Annotated in this window: 22 protein-coding genes; 20 read left to right on the top strand and 2 right to left on the bottom strand. The window is 66.8% G+C overall.

Going from position 1 to position 25,957, the window contains the following annotated elements:
* Positions 1-21 precede the first annotated feature (21 nt).
* From AABQ55_RS26805 to AABQ55_RS26795, 3 genes are all read left to right on the top strand, one after another.
* Positions 22-918: a MurR/RpiR family transcriptional regulator gene (locus AABQ55_RS26805; protein ID WP_244766474.1), complete on the top strand. Its 897-nt coding sequence runs from the start codon at positions 22-24 to the stop codon at positions 916-918.
* The gene (locus AABQ55_RS26800) at positions 908-2,221 is read left to right on the top strand and encodes a glutamine synthetase family protein (protein WP_272807826.1); all 1,314 of its coding nucleotides are present in this window, start codon (positions 908-910) and stop codon (positions 2,219-2,221) included. The genes AABQ55_RS26805 and AABQ55_RS26800 overlap by 11 nt, the downstream gene beginning before the upstream one ends.
* An 82-nt stretch (positions 2,222-2,303) precedes the next feature.
* Positions 2,304-2,537, top strand: coding sequence for a DUF2171 domain-containing protein (locus AABQ55_RS26795; RefSeq protein ID WP_244766476.1), 234 nt, complete (start codon positions 2,304-2,306; stop codon positions 2,535-2,537).
* A gap of 63 nt (positions 2,538-2,600) precedes the next feature.
* Here the strand turns inward: AABQ55_RS26795 and AABQ55_RS26790 are convergent, their stop codons facing one another.
* Complete coding sequence (locus tag AABQ55_RS26790; protein ID WP_272808145.1) at positions 2,601-3,362, bottom strand: DeoR/GlpR family DNA-binding transcription regulator; 762 nt, start codon at positions 3,360-3,362, stop codon at positions 2,601-2,603.
* Between the two features lie 231 nt (positions 3,363-3,593).
* On the opposite strand from AABQ55_RS26790, the gene AABQ55_RS26785 reads away from it, so the two are divergent.
* From AABQ55_RS26785 to dmeF, 7 genes are all read left to right on the top strand, one after another.
* Positions 3,594-4,559, top strand: a complete 966-nt coding sequence (locus AABQ55_RS26785; protein WP_272807827.1) for an ABC transporter substrate-binding protein — start codon at positions 3,594-3,596, stop codon at positions 4,557-4,559.
* Between the two features lie 94 nt (positions 4,560-4,653).
* Complete coding sequence (locus tag AABQ55_RS26780) at positions 4,654-5,673, top strand: quaternary amine ABC transporter ATP-binding protein (protein ID WP_272807828.1); 1,020 nt, start codon at positions 4,654-4,656, stop codon at positions 5,671-5,673.
* Positions 5,674-5,677: 4 nt separating this feature from the next.
* Positions 5,678-7,711 (top strand): ABC transporter permease, encoded by a 2,034-nt coding sequence (locus AABQ55_RS26775; protein ID WP_272807829.1) that lies wholly within the window; start codon positions 5,678-5,680, stop codon positions 7,709-7,711.
* Complete coding sequence (locus tag AABQ55_RS26770) at positions 7,711-8,622, top strand: choline/ethanolamine kinase family protein (RefSeq protein WP_272807830.1); 912 nt, start codon at positions 7,711-7,713, stop codon at positions 8,620-8,622. Before AABQ55_RS26775 ends, AABQ55_RS26770 begins: the two co-directional genes overlap by 1 nt.
* Positions 8,619-11,060, top strand: coding sequence for a GcvT family protein (locus AABQ55_RS26765; protein WP_272807831.1), 2,442 nt, complete (start codon positions 8,619-8,621; stop codon positions 11,058-11,060). The genes AABQ55_RS26770 and AABQ55_RS26765 overlap by 4 nt, the downstream gene beginning before the upstream one ends.
* An 88-nt stretch (positions 11,061-11,148) precedes the next feature.
* Positions 11,149-11,421, top strand: a complete 273-nt coding sequence (locus AABQ55_RS26760; protein WP_064332969.1) for a metal/formaldehyde-sensitive transcriptional repressor — start codon at positions 11,149-11,151, stop codon at positions 11,419-11,421.
* 87 nt (positions 11,422-11,508) lie between these two features.
* The gene (gene dmeF / locus AABQ55_RS26755) at positions 11,509-12,507 is read left to right on the top strand and encodes a CDF family Co(II)/Ni(II) efflux transporter DmeF (RefSeq protein WP_272807832.1); all 999 of its coding nucleotides are present in this window, start codon (positions 11,509-11,511) and stop codon (positions 12,505-12,507) included.
* Between the two features lie 13 nt (positions 12,508-12,520).
* Here the strand turns inward: dmeF and AABQ55_RS26750 are convergent, their stop codons facing one another.
* Complete coding sequence (locus tag AABQ55_RS26750) at positions 12,521-13,162, bottom strand: class I SAM-dependent DNA methyltransferase (protein WP_272807833.1); 642 nt, start codon at positions 13,160-13,162, stop codon at positions 12,521-12,523.
* A gap of 80 nt (positions 13,163-13,242) precedes the next feature.
* On the opposite strand from AABQ55_RS26750, the gene AABQ55_RS26745 reads away from it, so the two are divergent.
* The 10 genes from AABQ55_RS26745 (at position 13,243) to AABQ55_RS26700 (ending at position 25,897) form a co-directional block, all read left to right on the top strand.
* Positions 13,243-14,148 carry a phosphotransferase family protein gene (locus tag AABQ55_RS26745; protein WP_272807834.1) on the top strand — a complete coding sequence of 302 codons (906 nt, stop codon included), beginning with the start codon at positions 13,243-13,245 and terminating at the stop codon, positions 14,146-14,148.
* Between the two features lie 203 nt (positions 14,149-14,351).
* A complete protein-coding gene (locus AABQ55_RS26740; RefSeq protein ID WP_133034068.1) occupies positions 14,352-15,380 on the top strand; it encodes a substrate-binding domain-containing protein in 1,029 nt (342 codons plus the stop codon).
* Positions 15,381-15,606: 226 nt separating this feature from the next.
* Positions 15,607-17,127: a sugar ABC transporter ATP-binding protein gene (locus tag AABQ55_RS26735; RefSeq protein ID WP_272808146.1), complete on the top strand. Its 1,521-nt coding sequence runs from the start codon at positions 15,607-15,609 to the stop codon at positions 17,125-17,127.
* Positions 17,128-17,149: 22 nt separating this feature from the next.
* Positions 17,150-18,139 carry an ABC transporter permease gene (locus AABQ55_RS26730; RefSeq protein WP_272807835.1) on the top strand — a complete coding sequence of 330 codons (990 nt, stop codon included), beginning with the start codon at positions 17,150-17,152 and terminating at the stop codon, positions 18,137-18,139.
* A gap of 1 nt (position 18,140) precedes the next feature.
* Positions 18,141-19,148, top strand: a complete 1,008-nt coding sequence (locus tag AABQ55_RS26725) for a sugar-binding transcriptional regulator (RefSeq protein ID WP_272807836.1) — start codon at positions 18,141-18,143, stop codon at positions 19,146-19,148.
* The gene (locus tag AABQ55_RS26720) at positions 19,145-20,140 is read left to right on the top strand and encodes an aldo/keto reductase (protein ID WP_272807837.1); all 996 of its coding nucleotides are present in this window, start codon (positions 19,145-19,147) and stop codon (positions 20,138-20,140) included. The genes AABQ55_RS26725 and AABQ55_RS26720 overlap by 4 nt, the downstream gene beginning before the upstream one ends.
* A 12-nt stretch (positions 20,141-20,152) precedes the next feature.
* Positions 20,153-21,901 (top strand): glycerol-3-phosphate dehydrogenase/oxidase, encoded by a 1,749-nt coding sequence (locus AABQ55_RS26715; protein WP_272807838.1) that lies wholly within the window; start codon positions 20,153-20,155, stop codon positions 21,899-21,901.
* Complete coding sequence (locus tag AABQ55_RS26710) at positions 21,874-22,716, top strand: class I fructose-bisphosphate aldolase (RefSeq protein ID WP_272807839.1); 843 nt, start codon at positions 21,874-21,876, stop codon at positions 22,714-22,716. The genes AABQ55_RS26715 and AABQ55_RS26710 overlap by 28 nt, the downstream gene beginning before the upstream one ends.
* A gap of 29 nt (positions 22,717-22,745) precedes the next feature.
* The gene (locus tag AABQ55_RS26705; protein ID WP_272807840.1) at positions 22,746-24,275 is read left to right on the top strand and encodes an FGGY-family carbohydrate kinase; all 1,530 of its coding nucleotides are present in this window, start codon (positions 22,746-22,748) and stop codon (positions 24,273-24,275) included.
* A 17-nt stretch (positions 24,276-24,292) separates the two neighbouring features.
* Positions 24,293-25,897 (top strand): GMC family oxidoreductase, encoded by a 1,605-nt coding sequence (locus AABQ55_RS26700; RefSeq protein ID WP_272808147.1) that lies wholly within the window; start codon positions 24,293-24,295, stop codon positions 25,895-25,897.
* Positions 25,898-25,957 lie beyond the last annotated feature (60 nt).

Genomic DNA, 25,957 nt, shown 5'->3' with positions numbered 1-25,957 from the left:
CAACCAGGGGAACGAACGCCAATGAGCGATGGGAAGTCGTCGACGACGATCCGCACGAGGATCCGCGATGCGGCAGCGCAGCTGACCGCCAGCGAGCGCAAGATCGCCAATGCCATTCTTGCCGATTATCCCTTCACGGGCCTCGAAAGCATCCAGGAGCTGGCGGCCAAGACCGGGGTCAGCGCGCCCTCGATCACCCGCTTCGTCAGCAAGATCGGCTGCGGCGGCTTCCAGGACCTGCAGCGCCAGCTGATCACCGAGCTGAAGGAAGGGCAGCGCTCGCCGCTCGACCTGAAATCGAGCCAGAAGCCGGTCGGCCATTCGGAATTCCTGTCGGAATATGTGGCGCGCGTCTCGGCGGTCATGCAGGAGATGACGGCGACGGTGTCGCAGGCGCAGTTCGACATTCTCGCCGACCTGCTTGCCGATCCGGCGCGCAACATCTTCCTGCTCGGCGGGCGCGTCAGCGACAATGTCGCCGCGTTCCTGTCGATCCACCTGCGACAGATCCGCAGCGGCATCTACCACATGTCCGACAATCCGGAAATGTGGCCGGAGCACGTCTTGCGCATGCGCCGGAAGGACGTCGTACTGCTGTTCGATTTCCGGCGCTACCAGCTCAGCCTCGCGCGCCTTGCCGAGACGATCGCCAAGAAGCGTGGCGCGACCATCGTCGTCGTCACCGACAAGTGGATGTCGCCAGCCGCGCGCAGCGCCGACCATATCGTCGCGCTGCCGATCGATGCCGGCACTGCCTGGGATACGGTGGCCGCCGCCATGGCGCTCGTCGAGGCGCTGATCGTTCGCGTCTCGGAGGCCGACTGGGAGGCGACGCAAAAACGCATCAAGGATTGGGACGGCATCCGCTTTTCGATGCCGGGTTATGACCAGATCAACGGGGACGCCGATGAAACGTGAGGAAATGATGGTCGCCTGCTGCGGCGACCTTTCGGGCAAGGTGCGCGGCAAGGCCTTTCCGCTGGCGCAGATGGACAAACGCCTGAAGCGTGGCGTCGGCTGGACGCCGACCAACGTGCAGATCACCTGCTTCGACAACATAGCCGAAAGCCCGTTCGGTTCGCTCGGCGACCTCGTGCTCATTCCCGATCCCGCGACGCGCGTCAGCATCGAGAGCGAGGAGGGGGCGCCGAACGAGAATTTCGTCATCGGCAACATACGCTATACCGATGGCCGGCCGTGGGAGTTCTGCACGCGTTCGATCCTCGAGGCGGCGCTCGATCGTCTGCAAAGGGTGGCGGGCGTCACGCTCTACGGCGCCTTCGAGCACGAGTTCCAGATCAAGCACCTCGTCTCCGATATCGGCAAGGCCTTCACGCTCGGCGGGTTCCAGGAGGAGCGGCACTTCTGCGAGGCGATCATCGCGGCGATGCGGGAGGCGGGCGTGACGCCCGACACCATCCTCAAGGAATTCGGCGCCGGCCAGTTCGAGGTGACGATGGGCCCGCAGAAGGGCGTGACCATCGCCGACCACTCGCTGATCACCCGCGAACTCGTCGGCCTCGTCGCCCGCGAGCTCGGCTACGACCCGACCTTCACGCCGATCCGCGATCCGGCGGGCGTCGGCAACGGCGTGCATGTGCATATGAGCATGCTGGATGCGGCCGGCAATCCCGTCACCCACGATCCGGCCGGCAAGCACGAGCTCTCCGGCGTCGCCGGAAAATTCGTCGCCGGCATCCTGAAATATCTCGATTCGATCATCGCCATCACCGCGCCGAGCGTCGTCTCCTATCTGCGCCTCACCCCGCATCGCTGGAGCGCCGCCTTCAACAATCTCGGTTTCCGTGATCGCGAGGCCTCGGTGCGCATCTGCCCGGTTTCCGACATCAGCGACATCGCCCGTGCGGCCCAGTTCAACTTCGAGTTCCGCGCCGCCGACGGTGCGGCCAACCCGCATCTGGCGCTCGCCGCCATCGTGCATGCCGGCGTGCAGGGCATCGAGGAGGGGCTGGCCGTGCCGGAGGCGACGCAGGAGGACCTTTCGCTGCTGGGCGTCGAGGCGCTGGCCGCGCGCGGTTACGTCCGCCTGCCGCAGACGCTGGAGGCCGCGCTCCAGCGGTTCCGCGGCAATGCGACGGTCTGCGGCTGGTTTCCGGAAGGGTTTGCCGACGTCTACATCAAGCACAAGGAGGGCGAGATCGCCTATCTTGCCGGCAAGACGCAGGCCGAGATCTGCGCCGCCTACGAAAGCGCCTACTAGCCACAAGGCTTTGCGGCGCGGGGAACCACGCAAGGCTCCCCGCGTTCCTTTCGGGTGAATTTGACCTGAAAGGAGAATTTCCATGGTCGCTGCAAGCGAAATTCGTGAACATATGGAAGTCCGCGCCGCCGATGGCCGCCATGTCGGCACCGTCGACCACATGGAAGGCGACAGCCGCATCAAGCTCACCAAGAGCGATTCGAAGGACGGCCAGCACCACCTGATCCCCCTCGACTGGGTCGACCACGTCGATGCCCATGTGCATCTGAACAAGGACGCGCAGGAAGTCGAGCGCCAGTGGTCGGCGATGAACTGATCGTCCCGCCTCTCGGCAGGATCCAAAGCGGTTCGGCGAAATATTCGCCGGGCCGCTTTTCCGTCAGCGCGCCAGCGCGACGTTGACGCCGGCCGCCTTCAGCGCGGCGGAGACATCGCGGGGCGGCGCCTTGTCGGTGAAGAGATCGGTCAGCATGCTGAATTCGCAGACGCGCACCAGCCCCTGCCGGCCGAACTTCGTGTGGTCGGTGACGACGACGGCCCGCTTGCCGCGCGTGACCACGGCGCGCGCGAATTCCGCTTCCTCCAGGTCGTAGTCCATCACGCCGATCGCGGCATCGATCGCGCCCGTGGAAATGACCGCATGGCCGACGGTGAAATGGTTGATGAATTCGATCGCCGAGACGCCGAAGGCCGCGCCATTGTCGCTGCGCAGCTCGCCGCCCGCCATGTAGACCCGGTTGTCGTTGACCGTCGAAAGCGTGCGCGCGATGTCGGAGGAGTTGGTCACGACCGTCAGCCGCCGGTGGCCGAGCAGCTCGCGGGCGAGGTAGCTTGTCGTCGTGCCCGTATCGAGCATGATCGAATCACCGTCGCGGATCGTCGCGGCCATGGCAACGGCGATCGCCTTCTTCGCCTCGCTGTTTTCGCGCATGCGCTTTTCGAAGGGCGCTTCGCCGACCACGGAGGGCAGCGCCACGGCGCCGTGCATCTTCACCACGGTGCCGTTCGTCGTCAGCGGCTTGATGTCCCGCCGCACGGTTTCCAGCGAAACGTCGAGTTTCCTGGCAAGGTCGGCGATCGTCACCGTGCCGTCCTGCTGGAGCAGCCTCAGAATGTCGTTATGGCGTTTGGAGTGGTTCATCGTCGTCATGTCCGCATGCGTTCTCCTGCTTCATAATCCTAGACGGATCATCTGGCAAGAAAGCCGCAAATTCGGTCACAAAGGCAGAAAAAGCCACATTTCAGGATTGACAGCCGCTTTCATCCAGCGTGTGATCTACACTATGCGCAGGCCGACAGATACAAAAGTACGGGGAACGGCATCCGGCGCATCAGAAAGCATCGACTTCAAAGTGCGACCGGGAGATCACGCATGTTTCAACCTATTCGCCTGCCAGGACTGTTCGCCGCGACGCTTTGCCTGTCCGCGGCCTTCACGATTGCGCCCGCGGCGGCGCAGGAATCCACCGATCCGATCAAGCTGACGCTGCACGACTGGACGGGCCAGCTCATCACCACGGAAATCATGGGCGAGGTGCTGAAGAAGGCCGGCTATTCCGTCGAATATGTCCAGGCCGACTATCTCGCGCAGTTCGCGGGCCTGGAGACCGGCGACCTGCACGTCGCCATGGAGATGTGGGAAACCACCGGCCGTGACGCGATGGACGCCGCGACGGCCACCGGCAAGGTCGAGAATTTCGGCGAGACCGGCATGCAGGCCAAGGAAGAGTGGTGGTATCCGGCCTACATGAAGGAGAAATGCCCCGGCCTGCCGAACTGGGAGGCGCTGAAGAGCGAAGCCTGCGCGGAAGCCTTCTCGATCCCCGAGACCGCGCCGAAGGGCCGTTATCTCGGCGGCCCCGTCACCTGGGGCGGTTTCGACGACGAGCGCGTCGAGGCGCTGGACCTGCCCTTCGAGGTGATCCATGCCGGCACGGACGCCGCGCTCTTCGCGGAGCTGGAAAGCGCCTACCAGCGCCAGGCGCCGATCCTGCTGTGGATCTACGCGCCGCACTGGGCGCCGGCCAAATACCAGGGCGAGTGGGTCGAGTTCCCGCCCTATTCGAAGGAATGTTACGAGGACCCGGCGGCCGGTGTGAACCCCGATGCCGCCTACGACTGCGGCAAGCCCTTCGGCCCGATCTGGAAGGTCGGCTGGTCCGGCGTCAAGGACAAGTGGCCGGGCGCCTATGCCGCCATCAAGGCGTTCAGCGTCAACAATGACGAGATGGGGGCGATGATCACCAAGGTGGACCTCGACGGCAAGAAGGTCTCCGAGGTGGTCGCCGAGTGGATGGCGGCGAACGAAGCGCGCTGGTCCGGCTGGATCAAGAAGTAGCGCGCAAGGCCCGGCCCTCCGCCAGCAGGGGAGGCCGGGCGCCTTTCGTGCGGTCCCGTAGGGACCGCGTTTCGATCACGCGACCGGAATGACGATGGCCTCTAGCGAACCGAAACTTGTCTGCCGCGGCGTCTGGAAGATCTTTGGCGCAGGCGGCAGATCCCTGGCCGGCCCTTCGGCCGCGCGGCTGACGAGCGCGGACCTGCGCGCCGCCGGCGCCGTCGGCGCGGTGCGCGACGTCAATATCGAGGTGCGCGAGGGCGAGATCTTCGTCATCATGGGCCTGTCCGGCTCGGGCAAATCGACGCTGGTGCGCTGCCTCTCGCGCCTCATCGAGCCGACCTCCGGCGACATCCTCTTCAACGGCGAGAACCTGCTTGCGGCAAGCGAGGCGCGGATGATCGAGATCCGCCGCCACCAGATGGGCATGGTCTTCCAGCATTTCGCCCTGCTGCCGCACCTCACCGTGCTGGCGAATGTCGCCTTCCCGCTGGAGATCCAGGGCATCGAGCGGGCAGCGCGCGAGGAGCGGGCGCGGCGCATGATCGACCTCGTCGGCCTTACCGGCCGTGAGAACGCCTTCCCGCGCGAGCTGTCCGGCGGCCAGCAGCAGCGCGTCGGCATTGCCCGCTCGCTCGCCGCCGAGCCGGAGCTCTGGTTCCTCGACGAGCCCTTTTCCGCGCTCGACCCGCTGATCCGCCGCGAGATGCAGGACGAGTTCCTGCGCCTGCAATCGGTGCTGAAGAAGACCATCGTCTTCATCACCCACGATTTCGACGAGGCGATCCGCCTTGCCGACCGCATCGCCATCATGAAGGACGGCGAGATCGTGCAGGCGGGCACGCCCGAGGATCTCGTGCTGAACCCGGCGACGCCCTATGTGGCGGAGTTTACGCGCAGCGTCGCCCGGGCCAAGGTCGTCAAGGTGGCCGCCCTGATGCGGCCGCTGAACGGCACGCTGCCGCCGGCCTCGATCCGCGCGAATGCGCCGGTGGCCGAGGCCGCGCCGCTCTTTTCGCGCGGCGCGGAGACGCTTGCCGCCGTCGACGGGACGGGAACGCCCGTCGGCCTCATCGACCGTGCGGCGGTCGTCGACGTGATGATGCGGGGCTGACGACATGGGCGCGTCCTTCCCCGTCCTCCAGCCCGTCTCCGAGCCGATCCCGGAAAACCCGGCCTCGCGCGGTGCGGCGCGGGCGCGCTGGCTGTGGCCGCTCGCGCTCGCCCTCTTCGTCCTCTTCTGGCAGTTCGGCGAGGGCTTTGCGAAATGGGCCTTCTCCTATCCGCGCGCCCTCGAGATCCCGGCGGCGCGCTGGATCGGCAGGGCGACGAAATGGCTGGTGGACGAGGCGAGCTTCGGCCTCTTCACCTTCACGGACCTTACCCGTTTCGTCGCCGATATCATCGACGTTCCCTACCGGGTGGCGCTCGGTCTCCTGTCGAGCGGCCTCCTGTCGGGGCAGGGCTCAAGCGCCGTGCAGCACCTGCCGCCGCTCTCCTGGCTCGCCGTGCTCGCCATCGTCGCGCTGATCGGCCACCATGCCGGCGGCGCGCGGCTTGCCGCGCTCGTCACGGCCTGCTTCGGCTTCCTCGTCATCTTCGGCCAGTGGACGAGCGCCATGGTGACGCTCGCCTCCATCGTCGTCGCCGTGCCGATCGGCGTGGTGGCCGGCCTCCTGCTCGGCCTTGCCGCTTGGCGCTGGCCGTTCTTCGAGCGGATGCTGGTTCCCGTTCTCGATCTCATGCAGACGATCCCGGTCTTCGCCTATCTCGTGCCCGTGCTCGTCTTCTTCGGCTTCGGCCCGACGGCGGCGATCGTCGCGACGCTGATCTATGCCCTGCCGCCGATGGCGCGCGTTACCATCCTCGCCATGCGTTCCGTGCCGGCGGAGATCCGCGACCTCGGCAACATGGTCGGCTGCAGCCGGCGGCAGATGACCTGGAAGGTCATGGTGCCGTCTGCCAAGGACAGCCTGATGGTCGGCGTCAACCAGGTCATCATGCTTTCGCTGAACATGGTCATCATCGCCTCGATGATCGGCGCCGGCGGCCTCGGCTTCGACGTGCTCGCCGCGCTCCGCCGCCTCGATATCGGCGTAGGCCTCGAAGCGGGGCTCGCCATCGTCGCGCTCGCCGTGGCGCTCGACCGGCTGAGCCAGGCCTATGCGGAAAAGGCCGGCCGGCCGGCGGCCGGGATCGCGGCGGGCGGCGGCTTCGTCTCCCGCCATCCCTATCTCGTCGCCGCACTGGCGATCGTCGTCGCGACCTTCCTCGCCGGGCTTGCCGTGCCTGCACTGCAGAGCTTTCCGGAACGCTGGCAGGTCTCCACCGGCACCTTCTGGTCCGAGGTGGTGCGCTGGATCAACGTCAATTTCTTCGACGCGCTGGAGGCGGTCCGCAACGTCATCCTCCTGAACCTCCTCGTCCCCCTGAAGCGGCTGCTCGGCGACCTGCCCTGGGCCGGTGTCGTCGCGCTGCTGGCGCTGGCAGGCTACCGGCTGGGCGGCCTGCGCCTTGCCGCGCTGGTCGGCGTGCTTTCCTTCCTGGTCGCCGCGACCGGGCAATGGGAGAAGGCGATGATCACCGTCTATCTCTGCGGCATCTCCGTCGTCTTCGCCTGCCTCATCGGCGTGCCGCTCGGCATCCTGGCGGCCGAGCGCGCGCGGTTGTGGCGCTGGCTCCAGCTCGTCATCGACACGCTGCAGACGCTGCCGTCCTTCGTCTATCTCATGCCCGTCGTCATGCTCTTCCGCGTCGGCGATTTCACCGCGATGATCGCTGTCGTCGCCTATGCCGTCGTGCCGGCGATCCGCTACACGGTGCTGGGTCTCCAGCGCGTCGATCCGCGCGTGGTGGAGGCGGGCCGCGCCATGGGCTGCACACAGGGACAGATCCTCGCCAAGATCAAGCTGAAGCTGGCGCTGCCGGAAATCCTGCTCGGCCTCAACCAGACGATCATGTTCGCCCTCTCCATGCTGGTCATCACCGCACTGGTCGGCACGCGCGATCTCGGGCAGGAGGTCTATATCGCGCTCACCAAGGCCGACACGGGCCGCGGTATCGTCGCCGGCCTCTCGATCGCCTTCATCGCCATCATCGCCGACCGGCTGATTTCCGCCGGTGCGAACCGCATCCGCGAGAGGATGAGCTGATGGAGGGCCATGTCGAGCTCAGCCGCGCCGTCGAGGATCGCATCCGCGCTCTGCCCTGCTGGGCGGGCCGCATCGAGATCGCGCCGCTGAAGGGCGGCATCAGCAACGAGAGCTATCTCGTCGGCGATGCGGCGGGGCGCCATGTCGTGCGCTTCGGCCGGGACTACCCTTTCCATCATGTCTTCCGCGAGCGGGAGCTGATGACGGCGCGGGCGGCCCATGCGGCCGGCTTCGGCCCGGAGGTGCGCTACGCCGAGCCCGGTGTCATGGTCTCGGCCTTCCTCGGCGCGAAGACATTCGGCGCCGCGGATGTCGCCGCCGAGCGGCGGCGCGTGGCGGACCTGCTGCGCCGGTTCCACGACGAGATGCCGCAGGAGGTGAGCGGCGCCGCCTTCCTCTTCTGGCCCTTCCATGTGGTGCGCGACTATGCCCGCACGCTGCGGGAGGGCGGCAGCCGCATGAAGCCGCACCTTCCGGGTTACCTCGCGCTCGCCGAGGAGCTGGAGGCGGCACAGGCGCCGCTGCCGATCGTCTTCGCGCACAACGACCTGCTGCCGGCCAACATCCTCGACGACGGCGCAAGGCTCTGGCTGATCGACTTCGAATATGCCGGCTTCTCCACCGCCATGTTCGATCTTGCCGGCGCCACCTCCAATGCCGGGCTTTCGCCCGACGAGGCGGAGAATTTCCTCGCCGCCTATTTCGCCGGCGCGCCCGCCCCGGCGATCCTTCGCTCGCATGCCGCCATGCAATGCGCCTCGCTGCTGCGCGAGGCGATGTGGAGCATGGTCTCCGAACTTCATCTGACAGCGCCCGGCGCCGACTATGTCGGCTACACCGCCGAAAATCTCGATCGTCTCGACAGGGCGCTCGACCATTACAGAACAAAATACGGGAAACACGCCAAATGACCCTGCCATCCCATGCTGAGATCGTTGTCATCGGCGGCGGCATCATCGGCTGCTCGACGGCCTATCATCTCGCCCGCGACCACAAGGCGAACGTGATGCTCCTGGAGCAGGGCACGCTGACCTCGGGCTCGACCTGGCATGCGGCCGGCCTCGTCGGCCAGCTCCGCTCCTCGGCGTCGATCACCCGGGTGCTGAAATATTCCGTCGATCTCTACAAGGGCCTCGAAGCCGAGACGGGCCTTGCGACCGGCTGGAAGATGACGGGATGCCTGCGGCTTGCCACCAACCAGGACCGCTGGACGGAATTCCGCCGCCTCGCCACCACGGCCAAGAGCTTCGGCATGGACATGCACCTCCTGACGCCGCAGGAGGTCAAGGCCATGTGGCCGCTGATGGAGGTCGGCGACCTCGTCGGCGCAAGCTGGCTGCCGACCGACGGCCAGGCGAGCCCCTCGGACATCACCCAGTCGCTCGCCAGGGGCGCGCGCATGCATGGTGCGACGATCGTCGAGAACGTGCGTGTCACGGGCTTCGACATCGAGGACGGCCGTATCCGCCGCGTGCGCACGACGCGCGGCGACATCGCCTGCGAAAAGGTGGTCAACTGCGCCGGCCAGTGGGCGCGGCAGGTGGGCGCGATGGCCGGCATCAACGTGCCGCTGCAGCCGGTCAAGCACCAGTATATCATCACGGAAACCGTGCCGGGGCTCGCCACCGATGCGCCGACGATCCGCGATCCCGACCGCCGCACCTATTTCAAGGAGGAGGTCGGCGGGCTCGTCATGGGCGGCTACGAGCCGAACCCGCAGCCCTGGACGACCGGCGACGTGCCGGACGAGTGGGCCTACCGGCTCTTCGACGACGATTTCGACCATTTCGAGCAGCATATGGTGGAGGCGATCGCTCGCGTGCCGGCGCTGGAGAAGGTCGGCGTCAAGCAGATGATCAACGGGCCGGAGAGCTTTACGCCCGACGGCAACTTCATCCTCGGCGTGGCGCCGGAATGCAGCAACATGTTCGTCGGCGCGGGCTTCAACGCCTTCGGCATCGCCTCGGGTGGCGGGGCGGGCTGGGTGCTGGCGCAATGGGTGATCGACGGCGAGGCGCCGCTCGATCTCTGGGTGGTCGATATCCGCCGCTTTGCCGGCATGCATCGCGACCGGCAATGGGTGCTCGACCGCACGCTGGAGGCCTACGGCAAGCACTACACGATCGGCTTTCCGCACGAGGAATACGAGAGCGGCCGCCCGCGCGTTGTCTCGCCGCTCTACGAGCGGCTGAAGGCGCATGGCGCGGTGTTCGGCTCCAAGCTCGGCTGGGAGCGGCCGAACTGGTTCGCGCCGAAGGGCATGGAGGCGCGGGACGTCTATTCGATGGGAAGGCAGAACTGGTTCTCGATGGTCGGCGACGAGCACCGCCATGTGCGCGAGGCCGTCGGCATCTTCGACCAGTCCTCCTTCGCCAAATACGAGATGACGGGGCCGGACGCGCTGAAGGCGCTCGACTGGATCTGCGCCAACGATGTCGGCAAGCCAGTGGGGCGGTTGACCTATACGCAGCTTCTCAACAGCCGCGGCGGCATCGAGGCGGACCTGACGGTGGCGCGGCTCGCCGAGGAGAAATTCTACATCGTGACCGGCACGGGCTTCCGAACCCATGACCTCGGCTGGATCACGGATCATCTTCCCGGCGGCCTCGACGTGACGCTCAGCGACGTGACTGAGGATTTCGGCACGCTGTCGCTGATGGGGCCGAAGGCGCGCGATGTTCTGGCCGCGCTTGCCGATGCCGATGTCTCCAATGCCGGCTTCCCCTTCGGCCATGTGCGGGAGATCGTGCTTGCCGGCCATGTCGTGCGGGCGCTGCGTGTCACCTATGTCGGCGAGCTCGGCTGGGAGCTGCATGTGCCGATCGAGGCCATCGGCACGGTCTTCGATGCGTTGATGACGGCCGGCGCCCCGTTCGGTATCCGCCCGGTCGGTTATCGCGCGCTGGAATCGCTGCGCCTCGAAAAGGGGTATCGCGCCTGGGGTTCGGACATCACGCCGAACGACACGCCCTTCGATGCCGGCCTCGGCTGGGCGGTGAAGCTGCGCAAGAACACCGATTTCCTCGGCCGCCGGGCGCTGGAGGCCCTGCAGGGCGAAAAGCGCAAGAAGGCGCTGGCCGGTTTCACGGTCGACAATCCGGACATCGTGCTCGTCGGCCGCGAGACGATCCTGCGCAACGGCGAGCCCGTCGGCTACCTCACCAGCGGCGGCTATGGCTATACGCTCGGCAAGAATGTCGGCTACGGCTACGTGCGCCGCGCCGAGGGTGTGGACGACGATTTCCTGACGGGCGGCGACTACGAGCTCGTCGTCGCCATGGAACGCACGCCGGCGAAGATCCACCTCGAACCGCTCTACGACCCGGCCGGTGCGCGTGTGAAAGCCTGATCCTGCGGCAGGGAAGGCCTCCGGGCTTTCCGGATCGAAGAATCCATAGTATACCCCCCTATATTATGGATTCGAAAGGCGATCCCGCATGAGCCACACCATCCAGCAGAAGGACAAGCTGATCGCCCGGGTGCGCCGCATCCGCGGCCAGATCGAGGGCATCGAACGCGCGCTGGAAGGCGAGGCGGGCTGTGCGGAGATCATGCGCCAGCTCGCCTCCGTGCGCGGCGCGCTCGGCGGCCTGACGGCGGAAGTGATGGAGGACCATCTGCGCCATCACGTGATGGAAGCCGAGACGAAGGCGGACTGTCTTCAAGGCGGCGAGGAGCTGATCGGGGTCATCCGGACCTACATGAAATAGCGCAGGTCCCGCAGCAGGGCGAAGCAGCCTTGCCGTGGGCGCTGCCGAGGGTATTCGGCCCCGCCTGCCGCAACGAAAGGGAGTCCCATGGCAAACGATACGACGGCAAGGCCAACCCACGACCACGTCTTCCTCGGCGCCGACCACAGCCGCAACGAGCGCAGGGTCTGGCTCGTCATCGCGCTGACCGCCGGCATGATGGTGGCGGAAATCGTCGCGGGCACGATCTACGGCTCGATGGCGCTGGTGGCGGACGGCTGGCACATGTCCACCCATGCCGGCGCCATGCTGATCGCGGCGCTCGCCTATTCCTATGCGCGGCGCCATGCGCGCGATCCGCGCTTCACCTTCGGCACGGGCAAGCTCGGCGATCTCGCGGGCTTTGCCAGCGCCATCGTCCTCGCCTTCATCGCCCTGCTCATCGGCTGGGAAAGCGTCCTGCGCCTTGCCGATCCGGTCGAGATCCATTTCGGCCAGGCGATCGCCGTGGCCGTCGCCGGCCTTGCGGTCAACCTTGCCAGCGCCTGGCTGCTGCGGGACGACCATGCACATCACCACCACGGCCATCACGGTCACGGCCATGGCGGCCATCATCATGACCACCATGACGATCATCACCACGACGGCCACGATCACCACCATGCGCACGACCACCCGCATTCGGCGCGTGACAACAATCTTCGCGCCGCCTACCTGCATGTGCTGGCGGATGCGCTGACCTCCATCCTTGCCATCGTCGCGCTGCTGCTCGGCCGGAGCTACGGCTGGCTCTGGGCCGATCCGGTGATGGGCGTCGTCGGGGCGCTGGTCATCGTCCGCTGGTCGTGGAGCCTCATCCGCGAGGCGGGCGGTGTGCTGATCGACGTGGTGCCGGAGGGCGGGGCGCTGGCGGAGGATATCCGCACGGTGCTGGAACGCGGCGACGAGCACATCACCGACCTGCATGTCTGGCAGGTCGGCCCCGGCCATCACGCGGCGATCGTCTCGCTCTCATCCCCGCACCCGAAGGCGCCGTCCGACTACAAGGCGCGGCTTGCCCATCTCGGCGGGCTGTCGCATGTGACGGTCGAGGTGCAGCCGGCCTGACCGGGGCCCTGCCTCAGGCGTGGCGCAGCACCTTCAGCACCACGCCGCGGCTCGGCACGGTGCCCGTCTCGCCGGGCATCGAGACATAGGGCGCGGTCTCCTCTGTCCGCGCGAGGATGCCCTCGCGCTCCAGGGCCGCCAGCCGGTCGGAAAAACCGTCGTTCCACAGCGTGTTCTTCACCGTCAGGACGAGGACGCCGCCCGGCCGCGTGATGCGGATGAGTTCCGGCAGGCCCTCGACGCCGACATGGCCCGACGTGAACACGCCGGCCGAGACGATGCCGGCGAAGTGCCCGTCCGGGAAGGGCAGGGGATTGCCGAGGGCGGCGCGGTGCAGGGCGGCATAGACGGCCTTCGCCGCCGCCCGCTGGAGCATGCCCTCGGAAATGTCGAGGCCCTCGACATGGGCATAGCCGAGGATCGCCAGCCATTCGCCGATGAGCCCGGTGCCGGCGCCTGCATCGAGCAGGGGCGCGGCGCCGCGCGGCAGGTGGCGCGTGAGGAGCGCGAGGCAGATCGATGGATGGCGGTAGCCGGCGCTCGCCATGTCGGCGTCGTAGGTCTCCGCCCAGCCGTCGTAGAGGGCCGCGACCTCCTCCGTGCCGCTTGCATTGTAGACCGCGCCGAGTGCACCCTCATGATGTCCGTTTGCCATGGCCTTCCCTCATGTTTTGATGATGATAGCGAAAGGCTGAAATCTGTGAAACCGTCGCGGACGGCCAAAAGGAGGTGTTCATGAGCGAAGAGCGGCAGGCCCTGGATGCAATCGCGAAAATTCCCCTTCTGGAAGGCTATGACGGACCGGTGGAACGGCTCGGCGGCCTCACCAATCTCGTCTTCCGCGTCCGCGATTGGTGCCTGCGCGTGCCCGGCAGGGGCACGGAGGAATATATCGACCGCGGCAACGAGGCCGTTGCGGCGCGGGAAGCGGCGCGCGTCGGCGTGGGGCCGGAGGTCTTTCACGCGGATGCGGCGACCGGATTGATGGTCACCCGTTTCATTCCCGGCGCGACGACGATGACGCCGGAGGGCTTCAAGGCCGTTTCCGGCGCGCCGGCGCGGGCGGGCGAGGCCTTCCGGCGCCTGCACGACAGCGGCGCGATCTTCCCTGCGCGCTTCGAGCTCTTCGCCATGATCGACGAGTACTTTGCCGTGCTCTCCACCAAGGATGTCGCCCTGCCGGAAGGCTATCACGAGGGGCTGCGCGAGGCGGAAACGGTGCGCGCCGCGCTCGCCGCCCACCCGCTGCCCGTCGTCGCCTGCCATTGCGATCCGCTCTGCGAGAACTTCCTCGATACGGGAGACCGCATGTGGATCGTCGACTGGGAATATTCCGGCATGAACGACCCGATGTGGGACCTCGGCGATCTCTCTGTCGAGGCGGAGTTCGACCGACAGCAGGAGGAGGCGATGATCCGCGCCTATTTCGGCGGCGAGCCGAAACCGGCCGAGCGCGGCCGCATCGTCATCTACAAGGCGATGTGCGATCTGCTCTGGACGCTCTGGGGGCTGATCCAGCTTGCGAACGGCAACCCGGCCGCCGATTTCCGGGCCTATGCGGACGGACGCTTTGTCCGCTGCCGCGCGCTGATGGCCGATCCGGTCTTTGCCGCGTCGGTGGCGGCCGTCGCGAAGGGATGAAAGATATTTCAGTCGTCGGGCTTGATTTCATGATTTGGGTATGAAATATATTTCATTATCTGAATTATATTGACACTCCCTTTGCTTTGCGATTAGCTGCCCATACCGGACTTCAAGGAGGAATTCCGGTCTTCACGAGATAGCGGCGTCGGAACGACGCCCACGGGCTTTTTGGGAGGGGCTTTCGCCCCGGAGGAGGATACTTGCGCACTTTTCTGACGACGACCGCGTTGGCGGTCCTTGCGACGACGCTTTTTGCCGGTTCCGCGGCGGCTGAGACGGAGAACCCGTTCCGCTGCAAGCCGGGCGAGAAATACGTCATGAATGTCATGGTCTCGGGCGTCGAATACTGGTTCCCGGTCTATGAGATGTTCAAGCAGGCCGGCCAGCAGCTCGGCTGCGAGACGGAATATACCGGCACGCCGGAATATGACGTCAACAAGCAGATCGCCACCTTCGACCAGGCGTTGGCGCAGAACCCGGCCGGCATTCTCGTCCACCCGATGAACTCCGACCCGTTCATCGAGCCGATCAACCGCGCCATCGACCAGGGCACGGCGGTCGTGACCTTCGCCGCCGACTCGCCGCTTTCCAAGCGCGTGTCCTTCATCACCTCCGACAACACCCGCGAAGGCACCTATGCGGCCGACGCGATCGCCGAGAAGATGGGCGGCAAGGGCGAGTATGCGGTGCTCGAAAACCCCGGCCAGGACAACCACGACAAGCGCATCGCCGCCTTCATCGCCCGCATGGAGGAGAAGTGGCCGGACATGAAGCTCGTCGGCCGCGCCGCCTCCAACCAGGATCCGACCAAGGCCTATCAGGGTCTTTCCAGCATCATCCAGGCCAACCCGAATCTCGGCGCGGTCTTCATGCCGGAAGCCAATTCCGCCATCGGCGCGGCGCAGGCCAACAAGGAAGCCGGCGGCAAGGTTCTCGTCATGTGCGCGGACGTCAACGCCAACATCCTCGACATGATCAAGGCCGGCGAGGTGTTCGGCTCGATCAACCCGAACCAGGGCATGCAGGGCTATATGGGCTTCATGCTGCTGTGGCTCGCCAAGCATCCGGAACTGATCGACCCGATGAACGACGCCAAGCGCTCGGGCTTCAACCCGATGAGCATCCCGGTCGTCGACAACGGCCTGTCCATCGTGACGGCGGAAAACGCCGACGATTTCTACTGGGACAAGTACCTGAAGCGTCGCGGCACCAAGGGTATCGAGGAGTAGTATCGGCGGCTCATGCCTTTGGCCGCTTCCACCGTGGCACCCCCCTCTGCCCTGCCGGGCATCTCCCCCTCAAAGGGGGAGATCGGCAAGACGGAGGGCGGTGCTCACATCGAAACGGCCGACGATGGGCAAAGTGCTTCCCCCCATCTGATCTCCTCCCTTGAGGTGGAGATGCCCGGCAGGGCAGAGGGGGGAAGCTATGGACGACGATCTGGAAGGAAAGACGATGGCGGAGCCGGTGCTCACCATTCATGGCGTGACCAAGCATTTCGGGGCGGTGAAGGCGTTGACCGAGGTCGACTTCACACTGGAACGCGGCGAGGTCCATGCGCTCTGCGGCGAGAACGGTGCCGGCAAGTCGACGCTGATGAACATCATCGCCGGCGTCCTGCAGCCGACCGAGGGCGAGATCCGCGTCGACGGCAAGGCCGTGCGCATCGCATCCCCTGCCGCCGCCCAGGCGCTCGGCATCGGCCTCGTCCACCAGGAGATCGCGCTCTGCCCGGATGCGAGCGTGGCGGAAAACATGTTCATGGCCGCCACCAACCGCCGTCGCTCGCCCTTCATGAATTACCGCGCCCTGGAGCGCGATGCGCAGGCCGTGATGAACCGCCTTGCCGCCATCGACGTCCGCCGCAAGGTGGCGGACCTGCCGATTTCCAGCCAGCAGCTCGTCGAGATCGCCAAGGCGCTGACGCTCGACTGCCGCGTGCTGATCCTCGACGAACCCACTGCCGCGCTCACCGAAACCGAGGCGCAGCAACTCTTCTCCATCATCCGCGACCTCAAGGCGAACGGCATCTCGATCATCTATATCAGCCACCGCATGGCCGAGATTTTCTCGCTCTGCGACCGCGTGACCGTTTTCCGCGACGGGCGCTATGTCTGTACCGACCGAATCGCCGACATCACGCCGGATGACGTCGTGCGCCGCATGGTGGGACGCGAGATCACCCAGCTCTATCCGGACAAACTCGATACGGAGCCGGGCGCAACGATCCTCGAAGTCGATGACCTCGGTGACGGCGACCGTTTCCACGACGTCGGTTTCACCCTGCGCAAGGGCGAGATCCTCGGCATCGGCGGCCTCATCGGCTCCGGCCGTACGGAGATCGCCGAGGGTATCTGCGGGCTGCGGCCGCACACCGCCGGCACGGTGCGCCTGCATGGCGCGGCGCAGGCGATCCGCGCCTATGCGGATGCGGTGAAGGCCGGCATCGTCTACCTCTCCGAGGACCGCAAGGGATCGGGCGTTTTCCTCGACCTTTCCATCGCGCAGAACATCTCCGTCCTGGACCTGAAATCGCTGACGGGTCCGCTCGGCCTGCTCGACCGCCGCGCCCAGGCGGCGCTGGCGGAGGACTTTGCGAAGCGCCTCGCCGTGCGCATGGGCGGCATCGACGCGCCGGTAAAATCGCTCTCCGGCGGCAACCAGCAGAAGGTGGCCATCGCCAAGCAGCTCGCGGTCAAGCCGAAGGTTATCCTGATGGACGAGCCGACGCGCGGCATCGATGTCGGCGCGAAGACCGAAATTCACCGCCTGCTGCGCGAGCTTGCGCGCGCGGGCATCGGCATCGTCGTCATATCATCGGAAATGCCGGAGCTGCTCGGGCTCTGCGACCGCGTGCTCGTCGTCCGGGAGGGACGCATCGCGGGAGAACTCGGCGCAAAGGAGATGACGGAGGAGGCCGTGATCCGGCTCGCTTCGGGCCTGGGCACGGCAAGGGCGGCGAACCATGCCGCGTGAGAAGAAACTGGGAGAGACGGGAATGGCAATCGACACGATGGCGGCGGGCACGCCGAAGACATCGTCCTTCAGGCGCCTCGGCACCATGCGCGAGGCCGGGCTGATCGCGATCATCCTCGCGCTCTGCGTGATCATGAGCTTCGCCTCGCCGCACTTCCTGACGCTCGGCAACTTCCGCGCCATGCTGATGAGCTTCTCGGTGGAAGGCATCGTCGTCGTCGGCATGACGATCCTCTTGATCGTCGGCGGCATCGACCTTGCGGTCGGCTCCGTCGTCTGCTTCGCGATGGTGCTGTCCGGCTCGCTGTTCCTGGCCGGGCTCGATCCGTGGACGGCCTCGCTGATCGGCATCCTCGCCTCGAGCGCCATCGGCGCCGCCATGGGCTTCTTCGTGACGGTCGTCGGCCTCAACCACTTCATCACGTCTCTGGCAGCCATGGTGATCGTGCGCGGCCTCTGCCTCATCATCACCAAGGGCACGCCGCTCTCGCTCTTCACGCTGCCGGCCGGCTTCAAGGCGGTGGGGCAGGGCACCTTCCACGGCGTGCCCTATGTCATCCTGATCTTCGTCGCCGTCGTCATCCTGTTCGATTTCCTGCTGCGCCGGGCGACCGCCTTCCGCAAGGTCTTCTACACCGGCAGCAACGAGAAGGCCGCGCTCTATTCCGGCATCAAGACCAACCAGGTGAAGTTCTGGGTGACGGTGCTGTGCTCGACGCTCGCCGGTGTCGCAGGCGTCATCTACATGTCCCGCTTCGGCGCGGCGACGCCCACCTTCGGCGTCGGCATGGAGCTCAACATCATCGCGGCAGCGGTGATCGGCGGGGCCTCGCTCAATGGCGGTTCGGGCACCATCCTCGGCGCCATCCTCGGCATCGCGCTGCTCTCGGTCGTCACCTCCTCGCTGATCCTGCTCAATGTCTCAGTCTACTGGCAGGACATGATCAAGGGCTGCATCCTGCTCGCCGCCGTCTCGATCGACCATTTCCTGCACAAGCGGAAGGCCGCCTGACATGCCGATCGCCAAGTTGAAACCCAAGACCACGGCGCCGCGCGAAGAGATCGTGATCGCCCGCCAGATGCACCAGGCGCTCGTGCTGCACTTCCTGGAAGGCCTGACGCAGGCGCAGATCGCCGACCGGCTCGGCCTGTCGCACGCCACCGTCAACCGCCTCATCAAGCGCGGTCGCCAGCTCGGCCTCGTCGAGATCAAGATCAAGTCGCCGGTCGAGCCGCTGGTCGACATGGAGGAGCGGCTTCTGGCGCTCGGCGGCATCAGCCGCGCCGTCGTGGTGCCGACCGTCTCCGACAATCCGCAGACCGCCCTGCAGGCGGTGGGGGAGGCCGCCGCCCGCCTGCTGCTCGAAGAGATCGCCGATGGCGACACGATCTGCATCACCGGCGGCAAGGGCGTCAGCGCCGTCGTCGCCGGCCTGCAGGCGCCGCGCCGCTTTGATGTCGAGGTCATCCCCGCGACGGGCTGCGTGCAGGGAAAACACTATACGGACGTCAACCATGTCTCGACGCTGATGGCCGAACGGCTCGGCGGGCGCTCCTACCAGATCCACGCGCCGCTCTTTGCCGACGATGCCGAGCAGCGGGAAATGCTGATGAACATGCGTTCCGTCGCCGACGTCTTCCAGCGGGCCCGCGAGGCGAAGGTGGCCGTCGTCGGCATCGGCTCGATCCTCAGCCCGGACTCGACCTATTACGACCTGCATCCCTCGTCGAGCGAGGACCGCAAGGCCATCGAGCATTCCGGCGCGAGCTCGGAACTTCTCGCCCATCTGCTCGATGGCGAAGGCAGGCTCTGCGACTACAGCCTCAACCGCGCGCTGGTCTCGCTGACGCTTCCGGAATTCGCCTCGATCCCGACGAAGATCGGCGTCGCGAGCGGCTTCAACAAGGCCGGCTCCATCCTCAGCGTCCTGCGCGGCGATCATCTCGACACGCTCGTCACCGACGAGGCGACCGGCGCGCGCATTCTTGAACTGGCATCCGAAGAAGGGATTTCCGCATGAGCGGCGAACAATTGATCCGCGACATCGGGCGCTCCGGCGTCAAGGCCTCGGCCGTCGGCCTCGGCACCTGGGCGATCGGCGGCTGGATGTGGGGCGGCACGGACGAGGCGCAATCCATCGCCGCCATAGAGGCCTCGCTCGACGCCGGCGTGACACTCATCGACACGGCGCCCGCCTATGGCCTCGGCCGCGCGGAGGAGATCGTCGGCAAGGCCATCGCCGGGCGCCGCGACAAGGCCATCATCGCCACGAAATGCGGCCTCGTCTGGCACACGCAGAAGGGCAGCCACTTCTTCGACCAGGACGGCAGGCCGGTCCATCGCTATCTCGGCCGGGACGCGATCGTCCACGAGGTGGAGGAGAGCCTGCGCCGGCTCGGCACGGACTATATCGACCTCTACATCACCCACTGGCAGGACGCGACGACGCCGATCGCCGAGACGGTTGCGGTGCTGGAAGAGCTGAAGACGGCCGGCAAGATCCGCGCCATCGGCGCGAGCAATGTCAACCGGTCGGAGCTCGAACAGTACATTGAGACCGGATCGCTCGACGCGATCCAGGAGCGGTTCAGCATGATCGACCGCAGGATCGAGGCGGACCTGCTGCCGCTCACCGTTCGAAACGGCGTGGCGACGCTCAGCTATTCCTCGCTGGCGCTCGGCCTGCTCTCCGGCACGATCGGCCCGGACCGCGTGTTCTCCGGCGACGACCAGCGCAAGGACAATCCGCGCTTCTCCGTCGCCAACCGGCAGAAGGCCAAGGCCTTTTCCGACGCCATCCGCCCCGTCGCCGAGCGCCATGAGGCCAGCATCGCCCAGGTCGTGATCGCCTGGACGCTGGCGCAGGAGGGCGTGACCTTCGCGCTCTGCGGCGCGAGGAACCCGGCGCAGGCGCTCGACAATGCGCGGGCCGGCACGCTGCGGCTTGCGACGGACGATCTGGCGGCCATCGACACCGCCATTACGGCGCACCTCGTCTCCATGGACGGATAACGGACTGCCATCATGAACCGGAAACAGACATTGGACGGGCTGCGCCGGAGCCCGAAGGTGGACGTATGCGTCCTCGGCGGCGGCATCAACGGGCTCAGCGTCTTTCGCGAGCTGGCGCTGCAGGGCGTCGACGTGCTCCTCGTCGAGAAGGCCGACTATTGTTCCGGTGCGAGCGCCGCCCTCTCGCGCATGGTGCACGGGGGTCTGCGCTATCTCGAAAACGGCGAGTTCAGCCTCGTCAGGGAATCCCTCGTCGAGCGCGACCGTCTCTTGCGCAATGCGCCGCACTATGTCGCGCCGCTGCCGACCGCGGTGCCGATTTTCGGCATCTTCTCCGGCCTTGCCAACGGCATCGTCCGCTTCCTCGGCCTCACCCGCCGCCCCAGCCGCCGCGGCGCGATCGCCATCAAGGCGGGGCTCGGCATCTATGATTTCCTGACGCGCGAGCGGGCGCTGATGCCGAAGCACCAGTTCCGCAGCCGTAGCGCGACACTCGAAAAATGGCCGGCGCTCAACCCGGCGATCCGCAATTCGGCAACCTACTACGACGCCTGGGTCAGCCATCCCGAGCGCCTCGGCATCGAGGTGCTGCGTGACGGCCTTTCCGGCGGAGAGCAGGCCCGGGCGCTCAACTATGCGACGATCGAGGCGACCGGCGGCGGGCGCTACAGGCTGCACGACGGCCTCACCGGCGAGGCGCTGGCCCTTCAGCCGCGGCTCATCGTCAACGCGACCGGCGGCTGGGTCGACATCGCCAATGCCAGCCTCTTTCCCGCGGACAGCCGGCCCGAACCGCTGATGGGCGGCACCAAGGGCTCGCATCTCATCATCGACAATCCCGCGCTGCGCGACATGCTCGACGGCCACATGATCTATTACGAGAACGAGGACGGGCGCATCTGCATCCTCTTCCCCTATCTCGGCAAGGTGCTGGTCGGCTCGACGGATATCCGCGTCGACGATCCCGGCACGGTGCGCTGCGAGGCGGACGAGCGGGACTACATCCTGCAATCGCTCGCCTTCGTGCTGCCGGGCATCCGCATCCGCCCGGAGGAGATCGTTTTCCAGTTTTCCGGCGTGCGCCCGCTGCCGGCGAGCAAGGACAGCTTTACCGGCCGCATCCCGCGCGACCACTTCTGCACCGTTCTCGAAGGGCGCGACGGCGGGCCGCCGGTGCTGTGCATGATCGGCGGCAAATGGACGACGTTCCGCTCCTTCGGCGAACTTTCCGCCGATATGGCGCTCGACCGGCTCGGCCTGCCGCGCCGCATCGACACGGCGGATCGTCCGCTCGGCGGCGGGCGGGACTATCCGGAGGACGGCGACGGCTGGGCACGGGCGCTCTCGGCCTCGACGGGCCTTTCCCCGGAACGGGCCGCGACGCTGTTTGCCCGCTACGGCACGGATGCGCGCGACATCGCCCTTTTCATCGCCGCCGGGCCGGATCATCCCATGCCCCATCCGGCCTACAGCGCCCGCGAACTTCTCTGCCTCATCCGCTGCGAAGCGGTCGAGCATCTGGACGATTTGCTCCTGCGCCGCACCGCGCTTGCCATTACCGGCGAGCTTTCGCTCGCCATGATGGAGGCCGCGCTCGACGTGCTGGCTGCCGAAAAAGGCTGGCCCGCGGCGCGCAGGGCCGAGGAGCGGTGCCGTTTTCTGACCCTCCTGCGCGAGCGCCACGGCGTCGCGGAGGAAACCCTTTCCGCACGGAACGAACAAAGGAGTGATGTATGCGAGACAACCGCAAGGTCCGGATGAACCGGCTGTTCGGCAACGGCCGTTGCCTGGACGTGGCGATCGATCACGGCGTGTGCAACGAGCCGTCCTTCCTCGACGGGCTGGAGGACATGCCGGCCGTGGTGAAGGCGCTGGTCGATGCGAGGCCCGACGCGATCCAGATGAACTACGGCCAGGCCGACCTGTTGCAGGGGCTTTCCGGCAAGGACAAGCCCGCCCTCGTCATGCGCATCGACATGGGCAATCCCTATAACCGCATCCGCCATCGCGACATGTGGGCCGTGCTGCAGAACGAGGCGGAACCGCTTATCGGCGCGCTGGAGATGGATGCGGCCTGCGTGGTGGTCAATCTCTTCATGCTGCCGGACGAGCCCGACCTCTTCCGCCAGTGCGTGCAGAACATCGCGCGCGTCCGGGCGGATTGCGAGAAATACGGCATGCCGCTGATGATCGAGCCGCTCGTCATGCAGCCCGTCACGGAGCGCGGCGGCTACATGGTCGACGGCGATACGGAGAAGATCGTCACCCTGACGCGGCTTGCCCGCGAGATGGGCGCCGACATCGTCAAGGCGGACCCGACCACCAATGCGGAGGATTTCCACCGCGTCGTCGAGGCGGCGCGCTGCCCGGTCCTCGTGCGCGGCGGCGGCAAGGAGGACCTTCGCGCGGTCTTCGACAAGTCCGCGGCCTTGATGCGGCAGGGCGCGGTGGGCATGGTCTATGGACGCAACATCTACCAGCACGCCAATCCGAGCGCCGTGGTGCGGGGCCTGATGGCGATCATCCATGCGGATGCGAGCGGCGAAGAGGCTTTCGCGCTCTACCGGCAGGGATAGGGTGAAACGAACCTTGGGAGGGGTTCAGCATGATGGATTATCTGTTGGGGCTCGATGCCGGAAACACCGTGATCAAGGCGGTGATCTTCGACCGGACGGGCCGGGAGCTGGCGCATGCGGGCGAGGAGGGCCATAGCCGCATGCCGAGCCCCGGCCATGTCGAGCGCGATCTCGGCGAACTCTGGGCCAATGCGCGGCACGTCATCCACACCTGCCTCGACAAGGCGGGCATTGCGGCCGGCGACATCGCCGCCATCGGCTGCGCCGGCCACGGCAACGGGCTCTATGCGCTCGACCGGGCGGGCGAGCCGCTCATCGGCATCCAGTCGCTCGACACGCGGGCGACCGGCCTCGTCGAGGCGTGGCTGGCCGAGGGTGTCGGCGACCGGACCTATCCGATCGCCCGCCAGCGCCCCTGGCCGTCGCAGACGCCGACCCTGCTCGCCTGGCTGAAGCGTTACAGGCCGGAGCTCTTCCAGCGCATCGGCACGGTGTTCTTCTCCAAGGATTTCGTCGTCAACCGCCTGACGGGCCAGCGCGTCAGCGAGGTCTCCGACATGTCCGGCGCCGGCCTCATCGACCTTGCCGCCCGCCGCTACGACCGGGCGCTGATGGAGGCCTATGGCCTCGGCGACTGCATGGACCTCCTGCCGCCGCTCATCGAAAGCGCCGACATTGCCGGGCGGGTGACGGCGGCGGTGGCGGAAGAGACCGGCCTTGCCGCCGGCACGCCCGTCATCGGCGGGCTCTTCGACGTCGTCGCCTCGGCGCTCGGTTCGGGCGTCTCGCGCACCGGCAGCGCCTCGATCATCGCCGGCACCTGGAGCATCAACCAGGTCGTCATCGACGGCCCGGATCTCGACGGTCCCGTCTTCATGTCCTCGACCTTCGACCGGACCCGCTACATGGCGATGGAAAACAGCGCCACCTCGGCGGCCAATCTCGAATGGCTGGTGCGGGAGTTCTTCGAGGGCGACCACGCGGCGGAAATCTCGCCCTTCGACGCGTGCTGCGCGCATGCCGCGGCGGTCGACCCCGCGGCGGACGATCCGCTCTACCACCCCTATCTCTACGGTGCCCAGCAGGACGGCCATGCGCGGGCGGGCTTCTACGGCATTGCCGGCTGGCACACCAAGGGGCATCTGGTCCGCGCGCTGCTCGAAGGCGTCGCCTTCGGCCACCGCCAGCATGTCGAGGCGATCCGCAAGGCCGGGGCGACCTTCGAGGAGGCGGTGCTTTCGGGCGGCGGCTCGCGCAGCACGCTGTGGCCGCAGATCTTCGCCGACGTGCTCGGCGTGCCGGTCTCCGTCGCCGTCTCGCGCGAGACGGGTGCGCTCGGCGCGGCGATCGCGGCGGGCACCGGGGTCGGCCTCTTTTCCGATTTCACCGACGGCGCCAATGCCATGGTGCGGACCGACCGGCACTACAGGCCGAACGGCGCGCTGTCGGCCCATTACGACCGGCGCTACGCCCTCTACAGGGACATCGGCGAGGCCATGACGCCGCTGTGGCGGCGGCTCACGGCGTCCCGGGACATGGCAGCAGGAGTTGCAGCGTGACCATCCATGGAGAGGAAATGCCGGTGGACGAGGGCAGCTACGACTTCATCGTCGTCGGCGCCGGCTCGGCCGGCTGCGTTCTGGCGAACCGGCTTTCGGCCGATCCGAAGAACCGGGTGCTGCTCATCGAGGCCGGCGGCTCGGACCGCTACCACTGGGTCCATGTGCCGATCGGCTACCTCTATTGCATGGGCAATCCGCGCACGGACTGGATGATGAAGACGGCCGCGGAGGCCGGCCTCAACGGCCGTATGCTCAACTACCCGCGCGGAAAGGTGCTCGGCGGCTGCTCGTCGATCAACGGCATGATCTACATGCGCGGCCAGGCCGCCGACTATGACGGCTGGCGGCAGGCGGGCAATGCCGGCTGGGGCTGGGACGACGTGCTGCCCTATTTCCTGAAGTCGGAGGACAATTACCGCGGAAAATCCGCCCTGCACGGGGCCGGCGGCGAATGGCGCGTCGAGCGCCAGCGGCTCTCCTGGCCGATCCTCGACGCCTTCCGCGATGCGGCCGAGGAACTCGGCATTCCGAAGACCGACGATTTCAACGACGGCGACAACGAGGGCTCCGGCTATTTCGAGGTCAACCAGCGCGGCGGCCTGCGCTGGAACACCACGAAGGCCTTCCTGCGGCCGGCGATGAAACGGCCGAACCTGCGTATCCTGACCGGGGCGGAGACCGAGCGGGTGGAATTCGACGGCAGGACGGCGACCGGCGTGCGCTTTCGCCTGCGGGGCCGCATCTGTCTTGCCCGCGCCACGCGCGAGGTGGTGCTGTCGGCCGGCGCGATCAATTCGCCGAAAATTCTGGAACTGTCGGGCATCGGCCGGCCGGGCCTGCTTTCCGCCCTCGGCATTCCCGTGCGCCATGAACTGGACGGCGTCGGCGAGAACCTGCAGGACCACCTGCAGATCCGCACGGTCTTCCGGATCGAGGGCGCGCGCACGCTGAACCAGCTCTACCACAACCTCTTCAGCCGCGCCGGCATGGGGCTGCAATATGCGTTTTCCCGCTCCGGCCCGCTCTCCATGGCGCCGAGCCAGCTCGGCATCTTCGCCAGGAGCGATCCCGCCGTCGCGACGCCCGACCTCGAATATCACGTCCAGCCGCTCAGCACCGATCGGCTCGGCGAGCCCTTGCACCGCTACCCGGCGGTCACCGTCTCGGTCTGCAACCTCCGGCCGGAAAGCCGCGGCACGGTGCATGTGACGACCCGCGACCTTGCCGAGGCGCCGGAAATCCGCCCGAACTACCTCTCGACGGCCGGTGACCGGCTGCTTGCGGCGAAATCCATCCGCCATGCCCGCAGCCTCATGCAGACCAGGGCCATCGCGCCGTTCCGCCCGCAGGAAATGCTGCCCGGCCGGGAATACGAGAGCGAGGAGGACCTGATCCGCCGGGCCGGCGACATCGCCACCACCATCTTCCACCCGGTCGGCACCTGCAAGATGGGCAGCGACCCGATGGCGGTGGTGGACACGAAGCTCGCCGTGCACGGCCTGAACCGGCTGCGCGTCGTCGACGCCTCGATCATGCCGAGCATCGTCTCCGGCAACACCAATTCGCCGGTGATCATGATCGCGGAAAAGGCGGCGGAAGCGATCCTGGCAACGAGTTGATGGTTTGCCATCGCTTGCCATCTTGATGGCAAGGCGGCGCGGCACTATATTTCCGCCAAA

The organism is Shinella sp. WSD5-1, from assembly GCF_963942435.1.
GTDB lineage: Bacteria > Pseudomonadota > Alphaproteobacteria > Rhizobiales > Rhizobiaceae > Shinella > Shinella yambaruensis.
Note: the sequence above shows the minus strand (reverse complement) of the source record. Positions and strands in the feature narration are given on the sequence as shown.